Origin of the sequence: Luteibacter pinisoli, assembly GCF_006385595.1 — a bacterium.
In the GTDB taxonomy this organism is placed as follows: domain Bacteria; phylum Pseudomonadota; class Gammaproteobacteria; order Xanthomonadales; family Rhodanobacteraceae; genus Luteibacter; species Luteibacter pinisoli.
On sequence record NZ_CP041046.1, the window covers coordinates 80,842 to 98,089 of the forward strand.

Consider the following 17,248-nt stretch of genomic DNA (forward strand, 5'->3'; position numbering starts at 1 on the left):
CGTGCCCCTCTTTCCCTTACCCCGTACGGATAGACCATGCTAGATGCAAGCTCGCCCCACGGGCTGCTCGGGCGTCTTTCGCTCGACGCCCTTCCGCTCCACGAGCCGATCCTCGTCGGCACGTTCATCGCCGTGGCCGTGCTCGGCCTGGCCGCCGTCGCCGCACTGAGCTACTTCAGGCTCTGGGGCTGGCTGTGGCGCGACTGGCTCACCAGCGTCGACCACAAGAAGATCGGCATCATGTACATCGTGCTCGGCATCATCATGCTGCTGCGCGGGTTCTCCGATGCGCTGATGATGCGCGCGCAACAGGCCATGGCCTTCGGTGCGAACCAGGGCTACCTCGCCGCGCACCATTACGACCAGATCTTCACCGCGCACGGTACGATCATGATCTTCTTCGTCGCCATTCCGCTAGTGGTGGGCATCGTGAACTTCGTGATGCCGCTGCAGATCGGTGCGCGCGACGTCGCGTTTCCCTATCTCAACAACCTGAGTTTCTGGCTGACCGCCTCGGGCGCGGTGCTGGTGATGATCTCGCTGTTCGTCGGTGAGTTCGCGCGCACGGGCTGGCTCTCGTACGCGCCGCTGGCCGAGCTGCAGTACAGCCCGGACTCCGGCGTGGACTACTACCTGTGGTCGCTGGAGATCGCGGGCGTCGGCACCACGCTATCGGCCATCAACATGGTCGCCACCATCATCAAGATGCGTGCGCCGGGCATGACGTTGATGAAGATGCCGGTGTTCACGTGGACGGCGCTGTGCAGCAACATCCTCGCCATCGCGATCTTCCCCGCGCTGACGGCGGCCTTCTTCCTGCTGATCCTGGACCGCTACGCCGGCACGAACTTCTTCACCAACGAGCTGGGCGGCAGCCCGATGATGTACTGGAACATGGTGTGGATCTGGGGCCATCCCGAGGTTTATGTCCTGGTCCTTCCCGCGTTCGGCATCTACTCGGAAATCACCTCGACGTTTACCGGCAAGCGCCTCTTCGGCTACAGCTCGATGGTGTACGCCACGGTGGTGATTACGCTGCTGTCGTACCTGGTGTGGCTGCATCACTTCTTCACCATGGGCTCGGGCGCGTCGGTGAACTCGTTCTTCGGCATCGCCACGATGGTGATTGCGATTCCCACCGGAGCGAAGGTGTTCAACTGGCTGTTCACCATGTTCCGCGGCGAGATTCGTTTCGAGCTGCCGATGATGTGGGTCGTGGCCTTCATGCTTACCTTCGTCGTCGGTGGCATGACCGGCGTGTTGCTGGCCGTGCCAGCCGCGGACTTCGTGCTGCACAACTCCCTGTTCCTCGTCGCCCACTTCCACAACACCATCATCGGCGGCGTCGTGTTCGGACTGTTCGCCGGCATGACCTACTGGTTCCCCAAGGCCTTCGGTTTCCGGATGGACGAGTTCTGGGGCAAGGTGGCGTTCTGGGGCTGGGTCATTGGCTACTGGGTGGCGTGGACCCCTATCTACATCGTCGGCCTGATGGGCGTGCCACGACGTATCAATCACCTGGATGATGTCTCGCTGCGGCCGTACTTCGTGGTGGCCGCCATCGGTGCCGTGATCATCCTGGTGGGCATCCTCGGCTTCGTGATGAGCATCGTCGTGGGCATCGTGAAGCGCAAGGCACTGCGCGATGTGAGTGGCGATCCGTGGAACGGCCGTACGCTTGAATGGAGCACGTCGTCGCCGCCGCCGGCGTATAACTTCGCGCTCACGCCGGTGGTCTACGACCTCGATGCCTGGCAGGACATGAAGGACCACGGTTACGTCCGCCCGACGACCGACTTCAAGCCGGTGCACATGCCGCGCAATACGGGTATGGGCGTGATCATCGCCGGCCTGTGCACGGTGCTGGGCTTCGCGATGGTCTGGTACATGTGGTGGCTGGCCGCGCTGAGCTTCGCCGGCATCGTCATCCTGTCGATCGTCCACACCTTCAACTACAACCGCGACTACGTGATCCCGGCCGCCGAGGTCGATGCGACCGAAGGTGAGCGGACGCGTGCGCTGGCAGGGGTTTGATATGACGATGAACGTCACCGCCGGTACGCAGGTGCGTACCTGGCATGCGGCCCACGACGAGCACGACCATCCTGGCGGCGCCACGATGATCGGGTTCTGGATCTACCTGATGAGCGATGCGCTCATCTTCGCCTCGCTGTTCGCCGTGTACGGCGTGCTCAGCCGCAACTACGCCAGCGGCCCGGGACCAAAGCAGCTGTTCGACCTTTCGCTGGTGGCGGTGAATACCGGGCTGTTGCTGGCGTCGTCGATCACCTTCGGCGTGGCCATGCTGGCGATGGACGCCGGGCGGCTGGGGCGCACGATCGGCTGGCTGACGATCACCGGCCTGCTCGGCGCGGCCTTCCTTGGCGTGGAACTGCATGAGTTCGCCAGCCTGATGGCGGAGGGCGCGGGGCCGCAGCGCAGCGCGTTCCTCTCCAGCTTCTTCACCCTGGTGGGCACGCATGGCCTGCACGTGGCCTTCGGCCTGGTGTGGCTCGTTGTCCTGCTGATGCAGCTGGGCAAGCGCGGCCTGGTGGCCGAGAACCGTCGGCGGGTGATGTGCCTGTCCATGTTCTGGCACTTCCTCGACATCGTCTGGATCGGCGTCTTTACCTTCGTCTACCTGCTGGGAGTCCTCCGGTGACCGCATCCGTCGCTACGCACGGCCATGGCAGCAAGCGCAGCCTGGTCATCGGCTCCGCGCTGTCCATCCTGCTCACGGCCATCCCGTTCTGGCTGGTGATGACGGGGGCCCTCTCGAGCCCCGGCGCAACGATTGCCGCCATCTTCGTCTCGGCGATGGTGCAGATCGTCGTCCACGTCGCCTGCTTCCTGCACGTGGATGCGAAGAGCGAAGGCGGCTGGACGCTGCTGTCCTTCCTGTTCACCGCGATCATCGTGGTGATCACGATCGTCGGCTCGGTCTGGGTGATGTACCACATGGACGCGAACATGATGCCGACGTAAGCGAGTAGCGAGTGCTACCCGTCCAAAAGCCCGGCGGCGATGGCCTCCGCGACATCCTCCGGCGTGTCGATATCCCTGGCCAGGGCATCGCGCCGAACCGCAGCCGGGTGGCTGCCTGCCCATAATCGGCGAAAACCGGCATCCCCCTGCAGCGAGCAGGCGGTAGCCATGGTCTCGGGGCGGAGCAGCGCCGGCGGCCCAAGGGCATCGTCATACGCCGAGACGACGTCGCAGCTGCCGTCATAGCAGACGAAGAGCTTTTCGAGATGCTCCTGGGTCAGGCAGGGCTGGTCCACCACCGTCACGAGGACAGGGTAAGGCCGGCCAGCCAGTGCCGTGGCGGCCCGGCGCAGGGACGCGCTCATGCCTTCCTCCCAGGTGGGATTGAAGAGGATGGTCGTCCCCGTCACCAGGGGCGCAAGCTGCTCGGCATGGGCGCCCAGCACCACCAGGAGCCGTGTCGGGCAGGTCGCCTTGGCCATGCGGATGGTCCGCTGCAGGAGGGTCTCCCCGCCGATGGTTAGCAGCTGCTTGGGCCTGCCCAGCCGGGTGCTTCCCCCCGCGGCCAGTACGACGGCGTCATGTTCTCCACGTGCCCGCATGTTCGTTCCGGTAAAAGCTATGATCTGCCGCGAACGCTAACACGGCTCGATGGCAGCGGCCCCCTTAGGGTGATCAACACGCGACCAGACCGGCCCAGGGATAGCGGTATGGCGAGGGGGCGCCCGGCAAATGAAACTGAAGCCTGGCTATAAGATATTCATCTTCAAGCGCATCCCGCTCTTCGGAGAGGATGACGTGGGTGCTGCCCCGCGCGTACGGCCCTGGGCGAAGATCGCCGCCGTCGTCACCGTTGTCCTGGGGTGGATATACATCTTTGCTTACCTGCTCTAGGTACGAGCTCCAGGGAAGCGTGGACGCGGCTAGATCGCGCACGTAAGATCCTGCGCACGGACAGCCAGGCGACGCCTCGGCGGGGAGTGCTCATGGTCAGGGAAGACAGTGATTGGCCGTATCTCGCCCAGAACGGCCGCGGGTTCACGACGTGAAGCCGACGCTCAAACGACGTTTGACGATCCTTACCCTCATGATCGCCAGCTTTGTGGCGGGAATCGCCTGCGTGCTCGTCATGGCGGGCATCTCAAGTGGCCACTGGGTTTCTCTTAACTACGTTTTCAAAGCGTATGAACTTCGCCTCGACGGCGGCGAAGCGGCGGCCACAAATGACTGGCGAGAGGTGGACCGAGACTTCGGCGCTGTCCTCAAGATCAAGGGCACGAAAGGCGGCGACTGGTATTGGGCATGGCCTCTCGTCGCCTGGATCGACCTCGATTACACAGTTGGCCCGGGGCTGCCTTACACGCGCGAGGATCTGGCCATCGCCGCGTACGCCGCTGCCAAATCAGGCGACGAAGAGCGAGCGGCAGAACTGTATCGCCGCCTTGAAACGATCTCTCCCGGTACACCACGGGAAAAGTGGGATCTGCTTGCGTCGCGCTCGCTTCGACACTTCGCTGAGTCTGCCGACATCGTACGGAGGAGCAAGATGCCCGATCACCCCGAACTCAACCCGCCTTCTCCGCCATCCGCACTTACGACGTCATCACAGACCCATGACTGACAAGACTACGGAAACGCACAGGCGATTCCACAAGGACGGCAGCCTTCGAGGCGAGTGGACGACGATCGACGGTAAGAGGGAAGGTGTCGCTCGCATCTGGCACACGAACGGTCGCCTCTTCACCGAGGCGACCTTTTTAAACAACCTGGCTGAAGGTGTCATCAGGGAATGGGCTGAGGACGGCCGCCTGACCCTTGAGGCTCACGTCGTGAACGGCGAATATCATGGCAGCTACGAATCGTGGTTCGACGATGGATCCCCTAAGCGCAAGGGAATGATGGACATGGGTAAGAAGCTGCCTGGATCCGTCGAGTACCACCCTGACGGAAGCGTTTGGTGGGTTATTGAATGAACTCATCGCAAAAAGGTTGCCAATCACGCCTCCCCAGATCAGCGCTATCGCTTTCTGAGGGACTACGAGGATCGCACCGCCCTGCGCTGCTGACAGTGATGGTCCCATCCAACCGATCGGTCGGGGAATAGGCGTATGTCCCGCATGTCTTCTTACCCCGTAGTCGCCGGCCGGCTCTTGGATCTTCGGATGAAAAGCACACGCGAATCGTCGGCAGACGAGTACAGCTGTGTCTTGCGTATCGATGTCGGCGATGCAGACCCGTCCGCACTCGACACGGTTCTCGGTATCCCTGGTGAGCACATGCACATCCAACGGCCAGCCCGCGGCTCGCGCGCGGCGGTCGAGTACCGTCGTTGGCAATACCCAACGTATGCCGACGGCTCAGACGATGTCTGGATGGCGCTGGAGGACGCCCTCGCCACTCACGCCGCCGGGCTTCTGCCAGCGCACGTAGAGCTGTCGCGGTACGGCGCCGAAGGCAAGGCCGTCTGGTGGTGCGGGAGCTTTCACGAAAACCCTCCCTCCCTGGTCTATCTGGACCCGGCGCTGATTCGGCAGCTAGCGACGATTGGCGTGCCACTCTATATCGACAACTACTTTCGCACTTCGGAATCCGAACACGCGGCAGAGCCTCCTTCAGATGGTGCGGACTCCGAGCCGCTTGCGGCCGATCATGCCTACCGATTCTGGATTGACGCGCCGCGTAATGATGCCAGGGGATATCTGGCACAACAGGGTGACCCGAAGGTGTGGCACGAGTTTAGTCGCGGCTTCGAGGCAGCGCTCGATACATGGCGGGCTGACCAGACTCCCTTGAAGGGCAAGGTCCTTGTCTGTGAGCACGTGCAGTTTGCTTTCGATGGCGGCCCAAAGCTGAGGCCGTCCGATCTCACAAGCCTCGCCGACCTTGGCGTTGCTTTGGCCGTGGTGTGGACGCTATGAAGGAAATCGAGGCCGTATCGAAGCTCTCACGAGAGGCACGCGTGGAGCACTTCATCAAGCGAGTCGTCGGCCACGAAGAGCTGTGGGGCATTCAAAGGGACGGCTGGGTACTCGCAGGCAATGGCTCCGGGCTCGAGGTGTTCCAGGTGTGGCCGCACGAGGAATACGCGAGGCTTTGTTGCGTCGGGGAGTGGGAGGACTGCGAGCCCGCGGCCATCTCGATGGACGACTTCATGAATACCTTCGTTCCTGACTTCGACGAAAAGCGCATTGTCGTGGGTGTCTTCTATACGCCCACAGACAATGGTGTCCTGATGCCGCCTTACGAATTAGCACAGCAGCTTCAGGCTCACGAGGACGAGTGGTACTGATGACGGCACGAATGACTCGATTTATCCTCGAGCTGAGCGATCCGATCACCGGCGAAATTTCAGATGCTGTGCCACTCGACGACGCGATGACGTCCGTCATCGAGCAGGCACTCGACATGCATCCCCTGAATCCCGGTCTCCGTTATCCGGTTGCGCCAGGCCTGCTGAACGAAATGCTGGCTGCCGTGGGCGTAACGCGAGAGGCCAGTGATCGGATTGCGTCGATAAGGACGGCTCGCTGGTTCGACGCCCTTCCCTATACGCTCCACACGGGGCGAGAGCTGGCGATGATGCGCTCGGGCGTAAAGCCGTTAGCCGCATTTACAGACGACATGCCGGACGTCGTCGGCAACGGCATAGTTCCGGAGTCGATCTTTGAGCCCTATGTTGCTACGGGCCAAATCGTCCGACGCCAGGTGATCCGCACCGTTCATGGCAGGCCCTGCCGAGACGTTCTCTATGCACTCTCGGCGGAATCCTGGCGTATCGAAGCGTACTTGTTAGTCCTCGATCTGGCTGGGAGGGAAGGCTGGTCGCCCATTCTTGAGCGGATGCAAGGACGCCTCTTGGGGTACACGGATGAGCAGAATGACGCCTACCAGGAGCTATCGGCGGCGCGACACATCTAGTCGTTGCTTGAGCGAAGCGCCAGAGAACCCTGTCGGGTCCTAGCGCCCCTCCGAGCATACCGTGACCCAGGTTTCACACCGCCGGGAGATCATTGGCTAGCCTGTGAAAAACACGGAAGCCGGACATGCCGCAAACCGAAGCGGCGCGCCTTGAGCGCCTGCAAAAGCTCGCTGTGCTGGACTCGGATGCCGAAGATTTCTTCGACGCCCTGGTCAGGGTCGCCGCCGAAGTCACATGTATGCCGATTTCGCTTATCAGTCTGATCGATCGCGACAGGCAGTGGTTCAAGGCCAACATCGGGCTGGAGGGCGTGACGGAGACCCCACGCCAGTACGCCTTCTGCGACCACGTGGTTCGCGAAGGCGCCACGGTGCAGATTGACGACGCCACGCTTGATCCGCGCTTCGTCGAAAATCCCTTCGTCACCGGCGACCCGGGTATCCGCGCCTATACCGGCGTGCCGCTCACTCTCGCGGACGGCACCCACCTCGGCTCGCTCTGCGTCATCGACCGCGAGCCGCGCACGCTACGCCCCGACCAGATCCGCGTGCTGCGCCATCTCGCTTCCGCAGCGTCGATGGCGCTGGAACAGCGCGGCGCCCTGATCCGCCAGCGTGAGGTGGCCAAGGCCGAAGCCAAGCGCGCACGCAGGCTCGAACGCCAGCTCGATGAAAAGCAGCAGTTCCTGCAACGCACCGGCCGTGTCGCCGGCGTGGGCGGCTGGGAACTGGATCTGAAAACCCAGACGCTGCGCTGGACCGAAGAGACCTGCCGCATCCACGACCTTCCTCCTGGCTTCGAGCCCTCGCTCGACGAAGCCCTGAGCTTCTTTGACCCGGACGTGCAGGCCCAGCTGGCCGAAGCGATGGACCGCGCGCGGGACAAGGACGTGCCCTGGGACATGACCATCCCGATGACCACGGCGACCGGCCGGCATGTCTGGATGCGTGCCGTCGGCGGCGTGGAGCGCGAGAACGGTGAGCCGGTGCGCCTGGCCGGCGCCGTCCAGGACGTGACCGAGCGCAAGAAGGCCACGCTAGCGCTGGAAGCCAGCGAGCGTCGCTACCGCAAACTCTTCCAGTATTCCCTTGGCCTCATCTGCACCCACGACCTCGACGGCGTCGTGCTCTCGGTCAATCCCGCCGCGGCCGCGTCGCTTGGCCGTGACATCGGTGACATGCTCGGTGCCAACCTGCGCGAGTTCATGCTGCCCGAGCGCCGCGTGCATCTTGATCGTTACCTGAAACGCATCGAGGCCGAGCATATCGACATGGGCATCCTCGAGCTCGTCGCGGCGGACGGCTCGTTACGCTACTGGCGTTACCAGAATGTGCTGGACGACGATGCCGACGAGCCCTACGTGCTTGGCCACGCCCAGGACGTCACCGAGCAGCGCCGCTACGAGAGCACGCTGGTCGAATGGTCCACGCGTGATCCGCTCACCCACGCGATGAATCGTCGCTACCTCGTCCAGCTCGAAGGCCGCGACGAAGCGCGAGGTCCGTGGGGCTGCGTCGTCGTCGACCTCGATCACTTCAAGACCATCAACGACACCCAAGGGCACGCCAAGGGCGATGAGATCCTCGTCGCCGTGGCGCAGCAGCTGCGTGACAGCGCCGGCGCGGACGACGTCGTGGTGCGCATGGGCGGCGACGAATTCCTGGTGGTCATCGACCACGCCGAGGAACTCGGCAGCTTCCTCGAGCACCTCGGTCGTGACCTCACCAGCCGGCCGTGGTCACTAAGCCTGGGCTGGACCATCTCGCGGCCGGGCGAATCGGTGGACGAGGTGATCGCCCGCGCCGATGATCAGCTCTATGCACATCGTGCCGTCGCGCGGCACGCCACTCGTTAGTGATTAGCGAAACGCTGCATCGCGAAGCTGGGCGTAGGCATCCACCAGTTCGTCCAGCGAATAACTGAGGTTTCGTCCGCTCGGATTCGGCAGTACCCACACGTTGCAGCCCTGCATCGGTGCGGCCTGCCGCCCCCAGGGCACCTGCCGCAGCCCGGACAACGCGGCGTACGCTGGCTTGCCGAGGAAGGCCACGTACCACGGTGTATACCTCGCAAGCGTCGCCATGAACGGCGCCGCCGCCGAGGCGAACTCACCCGCCGCGAGTTCATCGGCACCCGCCGTCGGCCGCCTCACCACGGCGGTAAGCCCGCAACCAAACGCAAGCAGCCGACGACTCTCCTCCGGTGCAAACAGCGTCGGCGTAAACCCGGCGCCATGCAGCACTTTCCAGAACCGGTTCGAGCGCCCGGCGAAGTGGTGCCCGGTGGCCGCGGCCTGCAGGCCGGGATTGATGCCACAGAACAGCACCTTCAGGCCCGGCGCGATGATGTCTTCCAGCAGCTCGCTCATCGGCTGATGGCGTTCACCGCCTTGCGGGCTAGCTCGTGCAGTTCCTCGCGCGGGCGGCCTGCACGGGCCCGAATAGCGATGGTGTGCATGGTGGCCGAGGCGAGCAGGGCGAGCGCTTCCGGATCGGCGTCGGCTCGCAGCTCGCCGGCCTCGCGGGCCAGTGCCATGCGTTCGCGGAAGCGCTCATCGAGGCCGATGAAGCCGTCGCTGACGATCTGGCGCACTTCCGGGTCTTCCAGCGCCTCGGTGACCGCCGTGCCGACGACGAAACAGCCGCGCGGCTGGCCTTCGCCCGAGAAATAGATGTCCAGGGCCGCGTCGTAGGCCTGCATCAGCGTGTCCGCCAATGGCTTGCCCGGGGCCAGTACCTCGCCCATCAGGGCGAACTTCCGCTCCCAGTAGTCCCGCAAGGCCTTCACGTAGATCTCGTGCTTGTCACCGAAGGCGGCGCGGAGGCTGGGGCGGTTCATCCCGGTGGCGGCGGAGAGGTCGTCCAGCGAGGTCCCGGCGTAGCCGGCGCGCCAGAAGGCGTCCGCGGCCTGGCGCAGGGCCGTTTCCGGCTCGTAGGCACGGGGCCGCCCGCGGGGGCGCTTCTTGGTGTCGGACGTTTTTATTCCAGTTTGCATAAAAACCCTTGAACGTGGTCTTGCCCATCCATATTATGCAATCCAGTACAAAATTCAACGTCAGGTGGTTGCGATGAGCAAGCAAGTGGAAACGGCCCCCGGCCGGGAGCGAAACGGCCTGCGCTGGGCGCTGATGATCGGCCTGCCCGTGCTGCTGGCGCTCGGCGGCGCCGCGGTGCACCTGTCCCGCGCCGGCCATGTCGAAACCGACGATGCCTTCGTCCGGGCGGCCAAGGTCGCCATCAACGCCCGCGTCCCCGGCCAGGTGCTGGAGGTCGCGGTGGTCGACAACCAGGCCGTGCACAAGGGCGAGGTGCTGGTCCGTATCGACCCGGCACCCTACCGCGTCGCCGTGGAAGCCGCCGAGGCGAAGCTGGGCGGCGCCCGCTTGCAGATCGAAGGGCTGAAGGCTACGTATCGCCGCCAGCTGGCCGAGTTGCAGTCGGCCAAGGATTCGGCGGACTTCGACCAGCGCGAGTTCGAGCGCAAGAAGGCGCTGCTCGCCTCCGATTACGCCTCCCGTGCCACCTACGAGCGTGCCGAGACCGACCTCAAGGTGAGCCGCCAGCACATCGCCTCCGAGCAGCAGGACGTCGCCACCACGGTCGCCGCCCTTGCCGGCGATGCGGACATCCCGGTGGAGCGCCATCCGGCGGTGCGCGAAGCCCAGTCGCAGCTGGACCGCGCGCGTCTCGATCTTTCGTACACCACGGTGGTCGCCCCCGATGACGGCACCGTTGCCCGCGTGGACGACCTCCAGGCCGGTGACTTCGTGAGTGCGGGCGCGCCGGTGTTCGCGCTGATCTCCAGCCGCGACGTATGGGTGGAAGCTAACTTTCGCGAAACCGGCCTGACCCACATGCGTCCCGGCCAGCCCGCCACGCTGCACGTGGATGCCTACCCCGGCCATGCGTTCGCCGCGCACGTGGTCAGCATGAGCCCGGGTACCGGTTCGGAGTTCTCCGTGCTGCCGCCCGAGAACGCCACCGGCAATTGGGTGAAGGTGGTGCAGCGCCTGCCGGTGCGCCTCGAGCTCGACCATGCCGATCCGCAGTGGCCGCTCTATTCCGGTATCAGCGTCCTCGTGGCGGTCGACACGAACCAGGCCGACCACGCGCCCGGAAGCGTGGCGAGGGCGCCGTAATGAACGCTGCCGCACCCGCCGTGCACTCGCCCGGCGAGCACCGCATGCTGATCCTGGCGGGCCTGCTCGCCACCTATATGCAGGCGGTGAACATCTCGATCCCGAATGCGGCACTGCTGCGCCTGCAGGGCGGCTTGTCGATGAGCGACGACCAGGTCGGCTGGGTGTTTACCTCGTACATCGCGGCAAGCGCCGTGGTGATGCCGCTGACCCACTGGCTGACGGCGCGCTTCGGCAGGAAGACGATTTACCTGTTGTCGCTGGTGTTGTTTATCGCCGGCCTCGTCGCGGACGTCATGGCGGTGACGCCGTTGCAGTTTGTCGCGGCGCGCATCCTGCAAGGTGCGGCCAGCGGCACGCTGGCGCCTTTGTCCATGTCCATCCTGCTCTCGGAACTGCCGCCGTTGCGGCACGGACGCATCGGCCTGACCTGGGCGGTGACCGGCACACTGGGCATCCTCAGCGGGCCGGCCATCGGCGGTTTCCTCAGTGAAGCGTGGGGCTGGCATGCCATCTTCTACGTGAGCTTCCCGCTGGCGGCCTTCCTCGTGCTGGTGATCGCGCTGTTCCTGCGCGAGACACGCGTGACCGCGCGCGCGCCGTTCGACTTCTTCGGCTGGGCGGCGCTATCCATCGCATTGACCGCCGTGCAGATGCTGCTTGATCGCGGGCAACGGCTGGAGTGGTTTGCGTCGACGGAAATTCGCCTCGAAGCGGTGGCAGCGGCGCTCGGTATCTGGGTGTACCTGGTGCACATCTTTACGCGGAAGAATCATTACCTGGACCGCGCACTGTTTCGCGACTCGAACTTCACGCTCGGATCGATCATCCACTTCGCGTTCGGCTTCGTCCTGCTGCCGACGCTGGCGCTGACCTCGCCGATGCTGGAAGAACTGCTGCGCTATCCCGGCGATGCCGCGGGCCTGCTGACCATTCCGCGTGGCCTCGGCATGATGGCTTGCCTGCTGATGACGTGGCGCATCTCGCCGAAGGTCGACAACCGCTTGTTCCTTGTCGCGGGCGTGGTGCTGGTGACGCTGGGCAACTTGCGGATGGCGAGCTACTCGCCGCTGATGGATGGCTGGGCCGTCGGCTTCGCCGGCTTCCTGCAAGGTGCAGGGCTCGGCGTGCTGATGCCGGCGATCACCCGCGCCTCCTTCAGCACGCTGGCGCCGACGCTGCGGGCGCATGGCACCGTGTTGTTCAACCTGTCGCGCCTGTACGGCAGCACGCTCGGCGTGGCCGTGGTGCAGCTGTACTTCTTCATCAACACGCAAAGCATGCACAGCGCACTGGGCGAGAACCTGCGGCCCTACGGCGCGTTCGCCCATGCATCGGCGGCGATGCGCGGCGCGCCCCTGGCGGTATTGAACGAAGGCCTCACCGGGCAGGCGGCCATGGTCGCCGTGGTGAGCCAGTTCAAGCTGTTGCTCGTGGTGATGCTGGTGGTGAGCCCCCTGATCCTTTTCTTTCGCCAGCCGCGCGCTGGTCACTAACCCTGGTAACGCTATGAAAACCGCACGACTGAACCATGCACGGCGCACCGCGCTCGCCGCGGTGCTGGGTGGCGCGACGCTGGCACTGCTTACCGGGTGCATGGTCGGGCCGGATTACCAGCGTCCCGGGGATACGATGTCCACGCACTACGACACCGGCGCCGAGCAGCAGCTTGATCATCCCCGCGCGGACGGCGCACCGCGAGTCGACTTCGATGCGACGATCGACGCGGACTGGTGGATGCTGTTCCATTCGCCACGGCTAGACGCGGTGGTGAAGAAGGCGATTGACGGCAACCTCGATCTGGACGCGGCAAGCGCGACCATCGCGCAGGCGGACGAAGCCATTGCGGCGGCCGGTGGCGCCTTGCAACCGCAGGTCGGCTTTGGCGCACAGGCTGGCCGCCAGCGCACGGGTTTCGGCGCCGGGCGTGCCACGTCGAACGTCTACTCGGTGGGGCCGACGGTGAGTTTCGATCTCGACCTGTTCGGCGGGACGCGCCGCAGGATCGAAGAGACCACCGCCGCGGCGGACATCCAGCGTCATCGCTTCGATGCGGCTTACCTGACGGTGACCGGTGACGTCGTCACGCAGGCGATCCAGCTGGCCTCGGCGCGCGCGCAGATCGACGCGGTCAACGACCTGCTGGTGACCGATCGGCATAACCTCGCGCTGGTGCAGGGCGCGAAGACTTACGGAAGCGCCACCAGGGGTGACATCGCACTCGCACAGAGCCAGCTCGCCCAGGACGAGACCCTGCTGCCGCCGCTGGCACAGCAACGCGACACGGCGAAGCATGCGTTGTCCGTGCTGGCCGGGCAGGGCCCCGCGGACTGGGTGCCGCCTGACTTTGACCTCGCGGATTTCAAGCTGCCGTCGGCGCTGCCGCTCAGCGTGCCGTCGGAGCTGGCTCGCCAGCGGCCGGACATCCTTGCCGCGGAATCCCAGCTGCATGCCGCCAGTGCGGCGATCGGCGTGGCGACGGCCGACCTGTACCCGCACCTGCAACTCTCCGGCGCGCTGACCCAGGCCAGTGCGGGCACAGGTGTCGGCACGTTATGGGGCATCGTCGGTGCGCTGACCGGACCGATCTTCGACGGCGGCACGCTGCAAGCCAACCGTCGGGCGTCCGTGGACGCGTACCAGGTGTCCCTGGCGAATTACCGGCAGACGCTGCTGGTGTCGTTGGGCCAGGTGGCGGATGTGCTGCAGGGCATCGACCACGATGCCGAGGAATACGCGGCGCAGGGCCGGGCGCTCGATGCGGCCGAAGCCAGCCTGCAACTGAGCCAGGAAGGGTTCCGCGCGGGTGATGCCAGCGTGCTGGCGGTGCTGGATGCGCAGCGGGCCCGCCAGCGCGCCCTGATCGGCCAGATCCGTGCGCGCACCGCGCAGTACCTGGACGCCGTGCAGCTCACGGTCGCCCTTGGCGGCCGCTCGGACAAGGCGTTCCTGCGCAGGGCTGGCGAGGCGACGCCCACCGCACCTTAAGGAAGGAGGTATTTCCAACAAGGCACGCCGCCGGCGGACGGCGTACCGTGGCGGGACCCAGGGCGCCCCGGAGAGCACCACCATGGCCGTGCTGCTTGCGGTGAATGTCGGCCTTCCGCAGGACATCGAATGGCAGGGCAAGACCGTCCACACCGGCGTGTGGAAGCGGCCCGTCGAAGGTCGCGTGATGGTGCGCCGGCTGAACATCGATGGCGACGGGCAGGGTGACCTGGCCGGCCACGGCGGCGAGCACCGTGCGGTGATGGTCTACCAGGCGGCCTCGTACCGTTACTGGGAAACGTTCTTCAAGCGCCCGCCCCTGGACTACGGCAGCTTCGGTGAGAACCTCACCGTGGATGGTCTGCCCGACAACGAGGTATGCATCGGCGACCGTTACCGGATCGGCGAGGCGCTGCTCGAAGTCACCCAGCCGCGCGTCACCTGCTATCGCGTCGCGATGCGCATGGGCGAGCCGAGCATGGCGAACCTGCTGGTGTCGCATCGGCGCCCGGGGTTCTACTTCCGGGTGATCGAAGAAGGCCTGATCGGTGCGGGCGACACCATCACCAAGGAGCACGATGGTAGCGGCATGACGGTCGCCGAGATTGACGCCTTGCTTTACCTGCCGGGGCGAACGCCCGAGCAGCTCAAGCGCGCACTGCAGATCCCTGCGCTGAGCAAAGGCTGGCGCGGCTCGTTCGCGGACCTTCTCGCAGCGGACCCGGCGAGCAGCGGCAACGTGGCGCTGGGTGGCCCGGCGTCGGCGCCGCCGGCATGGAACGGCTTCCGGCCGGTGCGTGTGATGGCGACGCGTGATGAAACACCGACGGTGCGCTCGTTCTTGCTCGAGGCGAGCGATGGGGAGGCGCTCCCGACGCCGCAGGCGGGGCAGTTCATCGTCCTTCGCCTCACACCGCCTGCGCCGCGGTCGCCCATCATCCGCAGCTACTCGTTGTCGGATACGTCCGTGCCCGGGCGGTACCGCATCTCGGTGAAGCGCGGCGCGGGCGACGGTAGCCGCTACCTGCATGATGAGGTGCGGGAGGGTGACACCATCGGCATCAGTGCAGCGCGTGGCACGTTCTGCCTGGTGGATGACGCAAAGCCGGTGGTGCTGTGGGGCGCCGGTATCGGCATCACGCCCCTGCTGTCGATGTTGCATGAGCTGGCCGCACGCGGGGAGGCGTCAACGCGTCCGGTCTACTGGATCTACGGTACGCGCGACGGCGCTGACAACCCCTTCGCCGATGAGGTGCAGCACTTGCTGGCGCGCGTGCCGGGTGCATGCCATCTGCTGGGTTTCAGCAAGCCCAATGCCCTTGACCGAGCCACAGGGTCGTACGACGTAGAAGGCCACCTTAGCGCCGCCCACCTTACCGCCCTGCACATCCCACCCGATGCGCGCATCTACCTCTGCGGGCCGACGGCCTTCCTCACCCAGGCGCGCGAGCAACTGCTGGCTGCGTCCTATACCGACGTCGTCTCGGAGCTCTTCGGCGCGCAGGAAAGCTTCCAGCCCGGCGTCGTGGCCACGGCGAGCAAACCACCGCATGCGCCGGCCGTGCAGGACGCCACCGCTCCGCTGGTGTCCTTCGTCCGCAGCGGCCTTGCCGTCCACTGGAGCCCGACCTACGGGAGCCTGCTGGAACTCGCCGAAGCCTGCGACGTCCCCGTGCGCTGGTCATGCCGTTCCGGCGTGTGCCACAGCTGCGAAACCTCGCTGATCGGCGGCGACGTCGACTACAGCATCGAGCCCACCGACCTGCCTGCCGCGGGGCGGATACTTATCTGCTGTAGCAAGCCGCGAGGGGATGTGCAGGTGGATCTCTAGCGCAGATGGCCGGCGACATACGGAAATTCGCCATGGCCAACACACGTCGGACGCGAGCAGAAGCACGGAATCACGGCGTTTCCGTGCACTGATTTGGACGTATTTCGACTGCGTGCTCTTATCGATGAATCGACACAGCGAGGACACGATGTGCGTTTCATTTTTGCGGACGAAGCGGGATGCATGGCATTTGCCCGAAAGCCCCATGCGTCGAAATACTTCGTACTTTGCACGGTGCATCTTGACGACTGCTCGCTTGGCACCGAGCTGCTTGATCTTCGCCGTTCACTCGCATGGAACGGGCTCAACGTCGAGGCGGACCAGTTCCATGCCACGAAAGATCCAGAGTCAGTCCGAAGCCAGGTCTATGAGCTCCTCGCGACGAAGCATTTCCGTATCGACGCCACATTGCTCGAGAAGTCGAAGGTTTTTCCAAGCCTGACGTTGGACCGTTATGCTTTCTACAAGTACGCATGGTACGTGCACTTTCAGCACTGTGGCCGGGATCTCGCGCAGTCGCCTGATGATCTGCTGATCCAGGCGGCGTCGATTGGCACCAATAAGGAACGCTCAGCGTTCCGCCGAGCGATCAACGACGTTGCTCAGAAATTGCTGCACGGCGTGGAGTGGCGGACGACCTTCTGGCCCGCAAGCAGCGATCCGTGTCTACAGATCGCGGATTATTGTGCTTGGGCGATTCAGAGGGCGTACGAGCGTGGAGACGATCGCCGCCTGCGCCAGATCGAGCACAATATCTCAACGTGTCACGACCTCTTCTTATCGAGCGACGTGCACTACTACTAAAAGGTGGCCAACCAGAAACATTCGTCTATCCGAAGAAGCTCCCAGGGGATCTTATCAACGAGTTCGGGTTGGCCGATCAGATTTGACTATACGTCTGACCGGCCGGCACCGCAACATTTTTGTTGTCCCTTGGACGTCGATAAGTGTCTGAGAATGTTCGTAATTAGCCGGACTCTTGCTTGTCCTTCGATGTTGCGGGTGGCGCTGTGAGAAGTTGAACCGCAAGTTCCTTCGAACGTCAAAGGCATCTTTCGCTCATGATCGTAGGAGAGGTCGCGTTCAGCGACCTGACTGGGGGCCTACAGGTGCCTGAACGTCGCCCGTGTAGTCACGCGCCACGCACGCTCTTAGCGATGATCCATTCACCCACGCCGCCTCACTCTGCGTCCGAGGGTGCCACTTGGTGCACGCCCACGGAGTCACGCTATGAAACGTCTCATGCTCGTGCTTGCCATCGTCATGACGGCCTCGTCGCTTAGTGGTTGCATCATCGATCCGCACCGCGGCGATCATCGCTATTACGACAATCGCTGCGACCACCATGGCGATCGCGATTGCCACGACGACAACTGGCGTCACTGAG

19 protein-coding genes are annotated in these 17,248 nt (G+C 64.5%); 16 read left to right on the forward strand and 3 right to left on the reverse strand.

Features of this window, described 5'->3' with window-relative positions; translation table 11 throughout:
* Positions 1-36 precede the first annotated feature (36 nt).
* The 3 genes from cyoB to cyoD are packed head-to-tail and all read left to right on the forward strand — an operon-like array spanning position 37 to position 2,985.
* Positions 37-2,034 (forward strand): cytochrome o ubiquinol oxidase subunit I, encoded by a 1,998-nt coding sequence (cyoB, locus tag FIV34_RS00390; RefSeq protein WP_139978554.1) that lies wholly within the window; start codon positions 37-39, stop codon positions 2,032-2,034.
* A gap of 7 nt (positions 2,035-2,041) precedes the next feature.
* A complete protein-coding gene (gene cyoC / locus FIV34_RS00395) occupies positions 2,042-2,662 on the forward strand; it encodes a cytochrome o ubiquinol oxidase subunit III (protein ID WP_139985546.1) in 621 nt (206 codons plus the stop codon).
* Positions 2,659-2,985, forward strand: coding sequence for a cytochrome o ubiquinol oxidase subunit IV (gene cyoD, locus FIV34_RS00400; RefSeq protein ID WP_139978557.1), 327 nt, complete (start codon positions 2,659-2,661; stop codon positions 2,983-2,985). The genes cyoC and cyoD overlap by 4 nt, the downstream gene beginning before the upstream one ends.
* A gap of 14 nt (positions 2,986-2,999) precedes the next feature.
* On the opposite strand, the gene FIV34_RS00405 is transcribed toward cyoD, so the two are convergent.
* Complete coding sequence (locus FIV34_RS00405) at positions 3,000-3,587, reverse strand: nucleotidyltransferase family protein (protein ID WP_139978559.1); 588 nt, start codon at positions 3,585-3,587, stop codon at positions 3,000-3,002.
* Positions 3,588-3,717: 130 nt separating this feature from the next.
* Between FIV34_RS00405 and FIV34_RS20880 the strand changes: the two genes are divergently transcribed.
* The 7 genes from FIV34_RS20880 (at position 3,718) to FIV34_RS00435 (ending at position 8,759) form a co-directional block, all read left to right on the forward strand.
* Positions 3,718-3,879, forward strand: a complete 162-nt coding sequence (locus FIV34_RS20880; RefSeq protein ID WP_170207475.1) for a hypothetical protein — start codon at positions 3,718-3,720, stop codon at positions 3,877-3,879.
* A 151-nt stretch (positions 3,880-4,030) separates the two neighbouring features.
* Positions 4,031-4,606: a hypothetical protein gene (locus FIV34_RS00410; protein ID WP_139978561.1), complete on the forward strand. Its 576-nt coding sequence runs from the start codon at positions 4,031-4,033 to the stop codon at positions 4,604-4,606.
* Complete coding sequence (locus tag FIV34_RS00415; protein ID WP_139978563.1) at positions 4,599-4,958, forward strand: toxin-antitoxin system YwqK family antitoxin; 360 nt, start codon at positions 4,599-4,601, stop codon at positions 4,956-4,958. Before FIV34_RS00410 ends, FIV34_RS00415 begins: the two co-directional genes overlap by 8 nt.
* Positions 4,959-5,147: 189 nt before the next feature.
* Positions 5,148-5,903, forward strand: coding sequence for a hypothetical protein (locus FIV34_RS00420; RefSeq protein ID WP_139978565.1), 756 nt, complete (start codon positions 5,148-5,150; stop codon positions 5,901-5,903).
* A complete protein-coding gene (locus tag FIV34_RS00425) occupies positions 5,900-6,274 on the forward strand; it encodes a DUF2750 domain-containing protein (protein WP_139978567.1) in 375 nt (124 codons plus the stop codon). Before FIV34_RS00420 ends, FIV34_RS00425 begins: the two co-directional genes overlap by 4 nt.
* The gene (locus FIV34_RS00430; RefSeq protein ID WP_139978570.1) at positions 6,274-6,903 is read left to right on the forward strand and encodes a hypothetical protein; all 630 of its coding nucleotides are present in this window, start codon (positions 6,274-6,276) and stop codon (positions 6,901-6,903) included. The genes FIV34_RS00425 and FIV34_RS00430 overlap by 1 nt, the downstream gene beginning before the upstream one ends.
* Positions 6,904-7,028: 125 nt before the next feature.
* Positions 7,029-8,759: a sensor domain-containing diguanylate cyclase gene (locus tag FIV34_RS00435; RefSeq protein ID WP_139978572.1), complete on the forward strand. Its 1,731-nt coding sequence runs from the start codon at positions 7,029-7,031 to the stop codon at positions 8,757-8,759.
* A gap of 3 nt (positions 8,760-8,762) precedes the next feature.
* On the opposite strand, the gene mug is transcribed toward FIV34_RS00435, so the two are convergent.
* Positions 8,763-9,272 carry a G/U mismatch-specific DNA glycosylase gene (mug, locus tag FIV34_RS00440; RefSeq protein WP_139978574.1) on the reverse strand — a complete coding sequence of 170 codons (510 nt, stop codon included), beginning with the start codon at positions 9,270-9,272 and terminating at the stop codon, positions 8,763-8,765.
* The gene (locus FIV34_RS00445) at positions 9,269-9,898 is read right to left on the reverse strand and encodes a TetR/AcrR family transcriptional regulator (protein ID WP_139978576.1); all 630 of its coding nucleotides are present in this window, start codon (positions 9,896-9,898) and stop codon (positions 9,269-9,271) included. The genes mug and FIV34_RS00445 overlap by 4 nt, the downstream gene beginning before the upstream one ends.
* 73 nt (positions 9,899-9,971) lie before the next feature.
* On the opposite strand from FIV34_RS00445, the gene FIV34_RS00450 reads away from it, so the two are divergent.
* The 6 genes from FIV34_RS00450 to FIV34_RS20885 all read left to right on the forward strand — a co-directional run bounded on the left by FIV34_RS00450 (position 9,972) and on the right by FIV34_RS20885 (position 17,247).
* On the forward strand, positions 9,972-11,042 hold the full coding sequence (locus tag FIV34_RS00450) for an HlyD family secretion protein (protein WP_246058707.1): 1,071 nt from the start codon (positions 9,972-9,974) through the stop codon (positions 11,040-11,042).
* Complete coding sequence (locus FIV34_RS00455) at positions 11,042-12,538, forward strand: DHA2 family efflux MFS transporter permease subunit (protein ID WP_139978578.1); 1,497 nt, start codon at positions 11,042-11,044, stop codon at positions 12,536-12,538. The genes FIV34_RS00450 and FIV34_RS00455 overlap by 1 nt, the downstream gene beginning before the upstream one ends.
* A 13-nt stretch (positions 12,539-12,551) precedes the next feature.
* Positions 12,552-14,030, forward strand: coding sequence for an efflux transporter outer membrane subunit (locus tag FIV34_RS00460; protein WP_139978580.1), 1,479 nt, complete (start codon positions 12,552-12,554; stop codon positions 14,028-14,030).
* A gap of 82 nt (positions 14,031-14,112) precedes the next feature.
* The gene (locus FIV34_RS00465) at positions 14,113-15,861 is read left to right on the forward strand and encodes an MOSC and FAD-binding oxidoreductase domain-containing protein (RefSeq protein WP_139978582.1); all 1,749 of its coding nucleotides are present in this window, start codon (positions 14,113-14,115) and stop codon (positions 15,859-15,861) included.
* A gap of 150 nt (positions 15,862-16,011) precedes the next feature.
* Positions 16,012-16,665, forward strand: coding sequence for a DUF3800 domain-containing protein (locus FIV34_RS00470; RefSeq protein WP_139978584.1), 654 nt, complete (start codon positions 16,012-16,014; stop codon positions 16,663-16,665).
* 426 nt (positions 16,666-17,091) lie between these two features.
* Positions 17,092-17,247: a hypothetical protein gene (locus tag FIV34_RS20885; protein WP_170207476.1), complete on the forward strand. Its 156-nt coding sequence runs from the start codon at positions 17,092-17,094 to the stop codon at positions 17,245-17,247.
* Position 17,248: the final 1 nt, after the last annotated feature.

Bases quoted from the DNA above. Each gene is read 5' to 3' on its own strand.
- FIV34_RS00420 (WP_139978565.1), top strand. From the start codon at position 5,148: ATGAAAAGCACACGCGAATCGTCGGCAGACGAGTACAGCTGTGTCTTG.
- FIV34_RS00415 (WP_139978563.1), top strand. From the start codon at position 4,599: ATGACTGACAAGACTACGGAAACGCACAGGCGATTCCACAAGGACGGC.
- FIV34_RS00460 (WP_139978580.1), top strand. From the start codon at position 12,552: ATGAAAACCGCACGACTGAACCATGCACGGCGCACCGCGCTCGCCGCG.
- FIV34_RS00405 (WP_139978559.1), bottom strand. From the start codon at position 3,587: ATGCGGGCACGTGGAGAACATGACGCCGTCGTACTGGCCGCGGGGGGA.
- FIV34_RS00430 (WP_139978570.1), top strand. From the start codon at position 6,274: ATGACGGCACGAATGACTCGATTTATCCTCGAGCTGAGCGATCCGATC.
- FIV34_RS00465 (WP_139978582.1), top strand. From the start codon at position 14,113: ATGGCCGTGCTGCTTGCGGTGAATGTCGGCCTTCCGCAGGACATCGAA.
- cyoB (WP_139978554.1), top strand. From the start codon at position 37: ATGCTAGATGCAAGCTCGCCCCACGGGCTGCTCGGGCGTCTTTCGCTC.
- FIV34_RS00445 (WP_139978576.1), bottom strand. From the start codon at position 9,898: ATGCAAACTGGAATAAAAACGTCCGACACCAAGAAGCGCCCCCGCGGG.
- FIV34_RS20880 (WP_170207475.1), top strand. From the start codon at position 3,718: ATGAAACTGAAGCCTGGCTATAAGATATTCATCTTCAAGCGCATCCCG.
- FIV34_RS00455 (WP_139978578.1), top strand. From the start codon at position 11,042: ATGAACGCTGCCGCACCCGCCGTGCACTCGCCCGGCGAGCACCGCATG.
- cyoC (WP_139985546.1), top strand. From the start codon at position 2,042: ATGAACGTCACCGCCGGTACGCAGGTGCGTACCTGGCATGCGGCCCAC.
- FIV34_RS20885 (WP_170207476.1), top strand. From the start codon at position 17,092: ATGAAACGTCTCATGCTCGTGCTTGCCATCGTCATGACGGCCTCGTCG.
- mug (WP_139978574.1), bottom strand. From the start codon at position 9,272: ATGAGCGAGCTGCTGGAAGACATCATCGCGCCGGGCCTGAAGGTGCTG.
- FIV34_RS00450 (WP_246058707.1), top strand. From the start codon at position 9,972: ATGAGCAAGCAAGTGGAAACGGCCCCCGGCCGGGAGCGAAACGGCCTG.
- FIV34_RS00425 (WP_139978567.1), top strand. From the start codon at position 5,900: ATGAAGGAAATCGAGGCCGTATCGAAGCTCTCACGAGAGGCACGCGTG.
- FIV34_RS00435 (WP_139978572.1), top strand. From the start codon at position 7,029: ATGCCGCAAACCGAAGCGGCGCGCCTTGAGCGCCTGCAAAAGCTCGCT.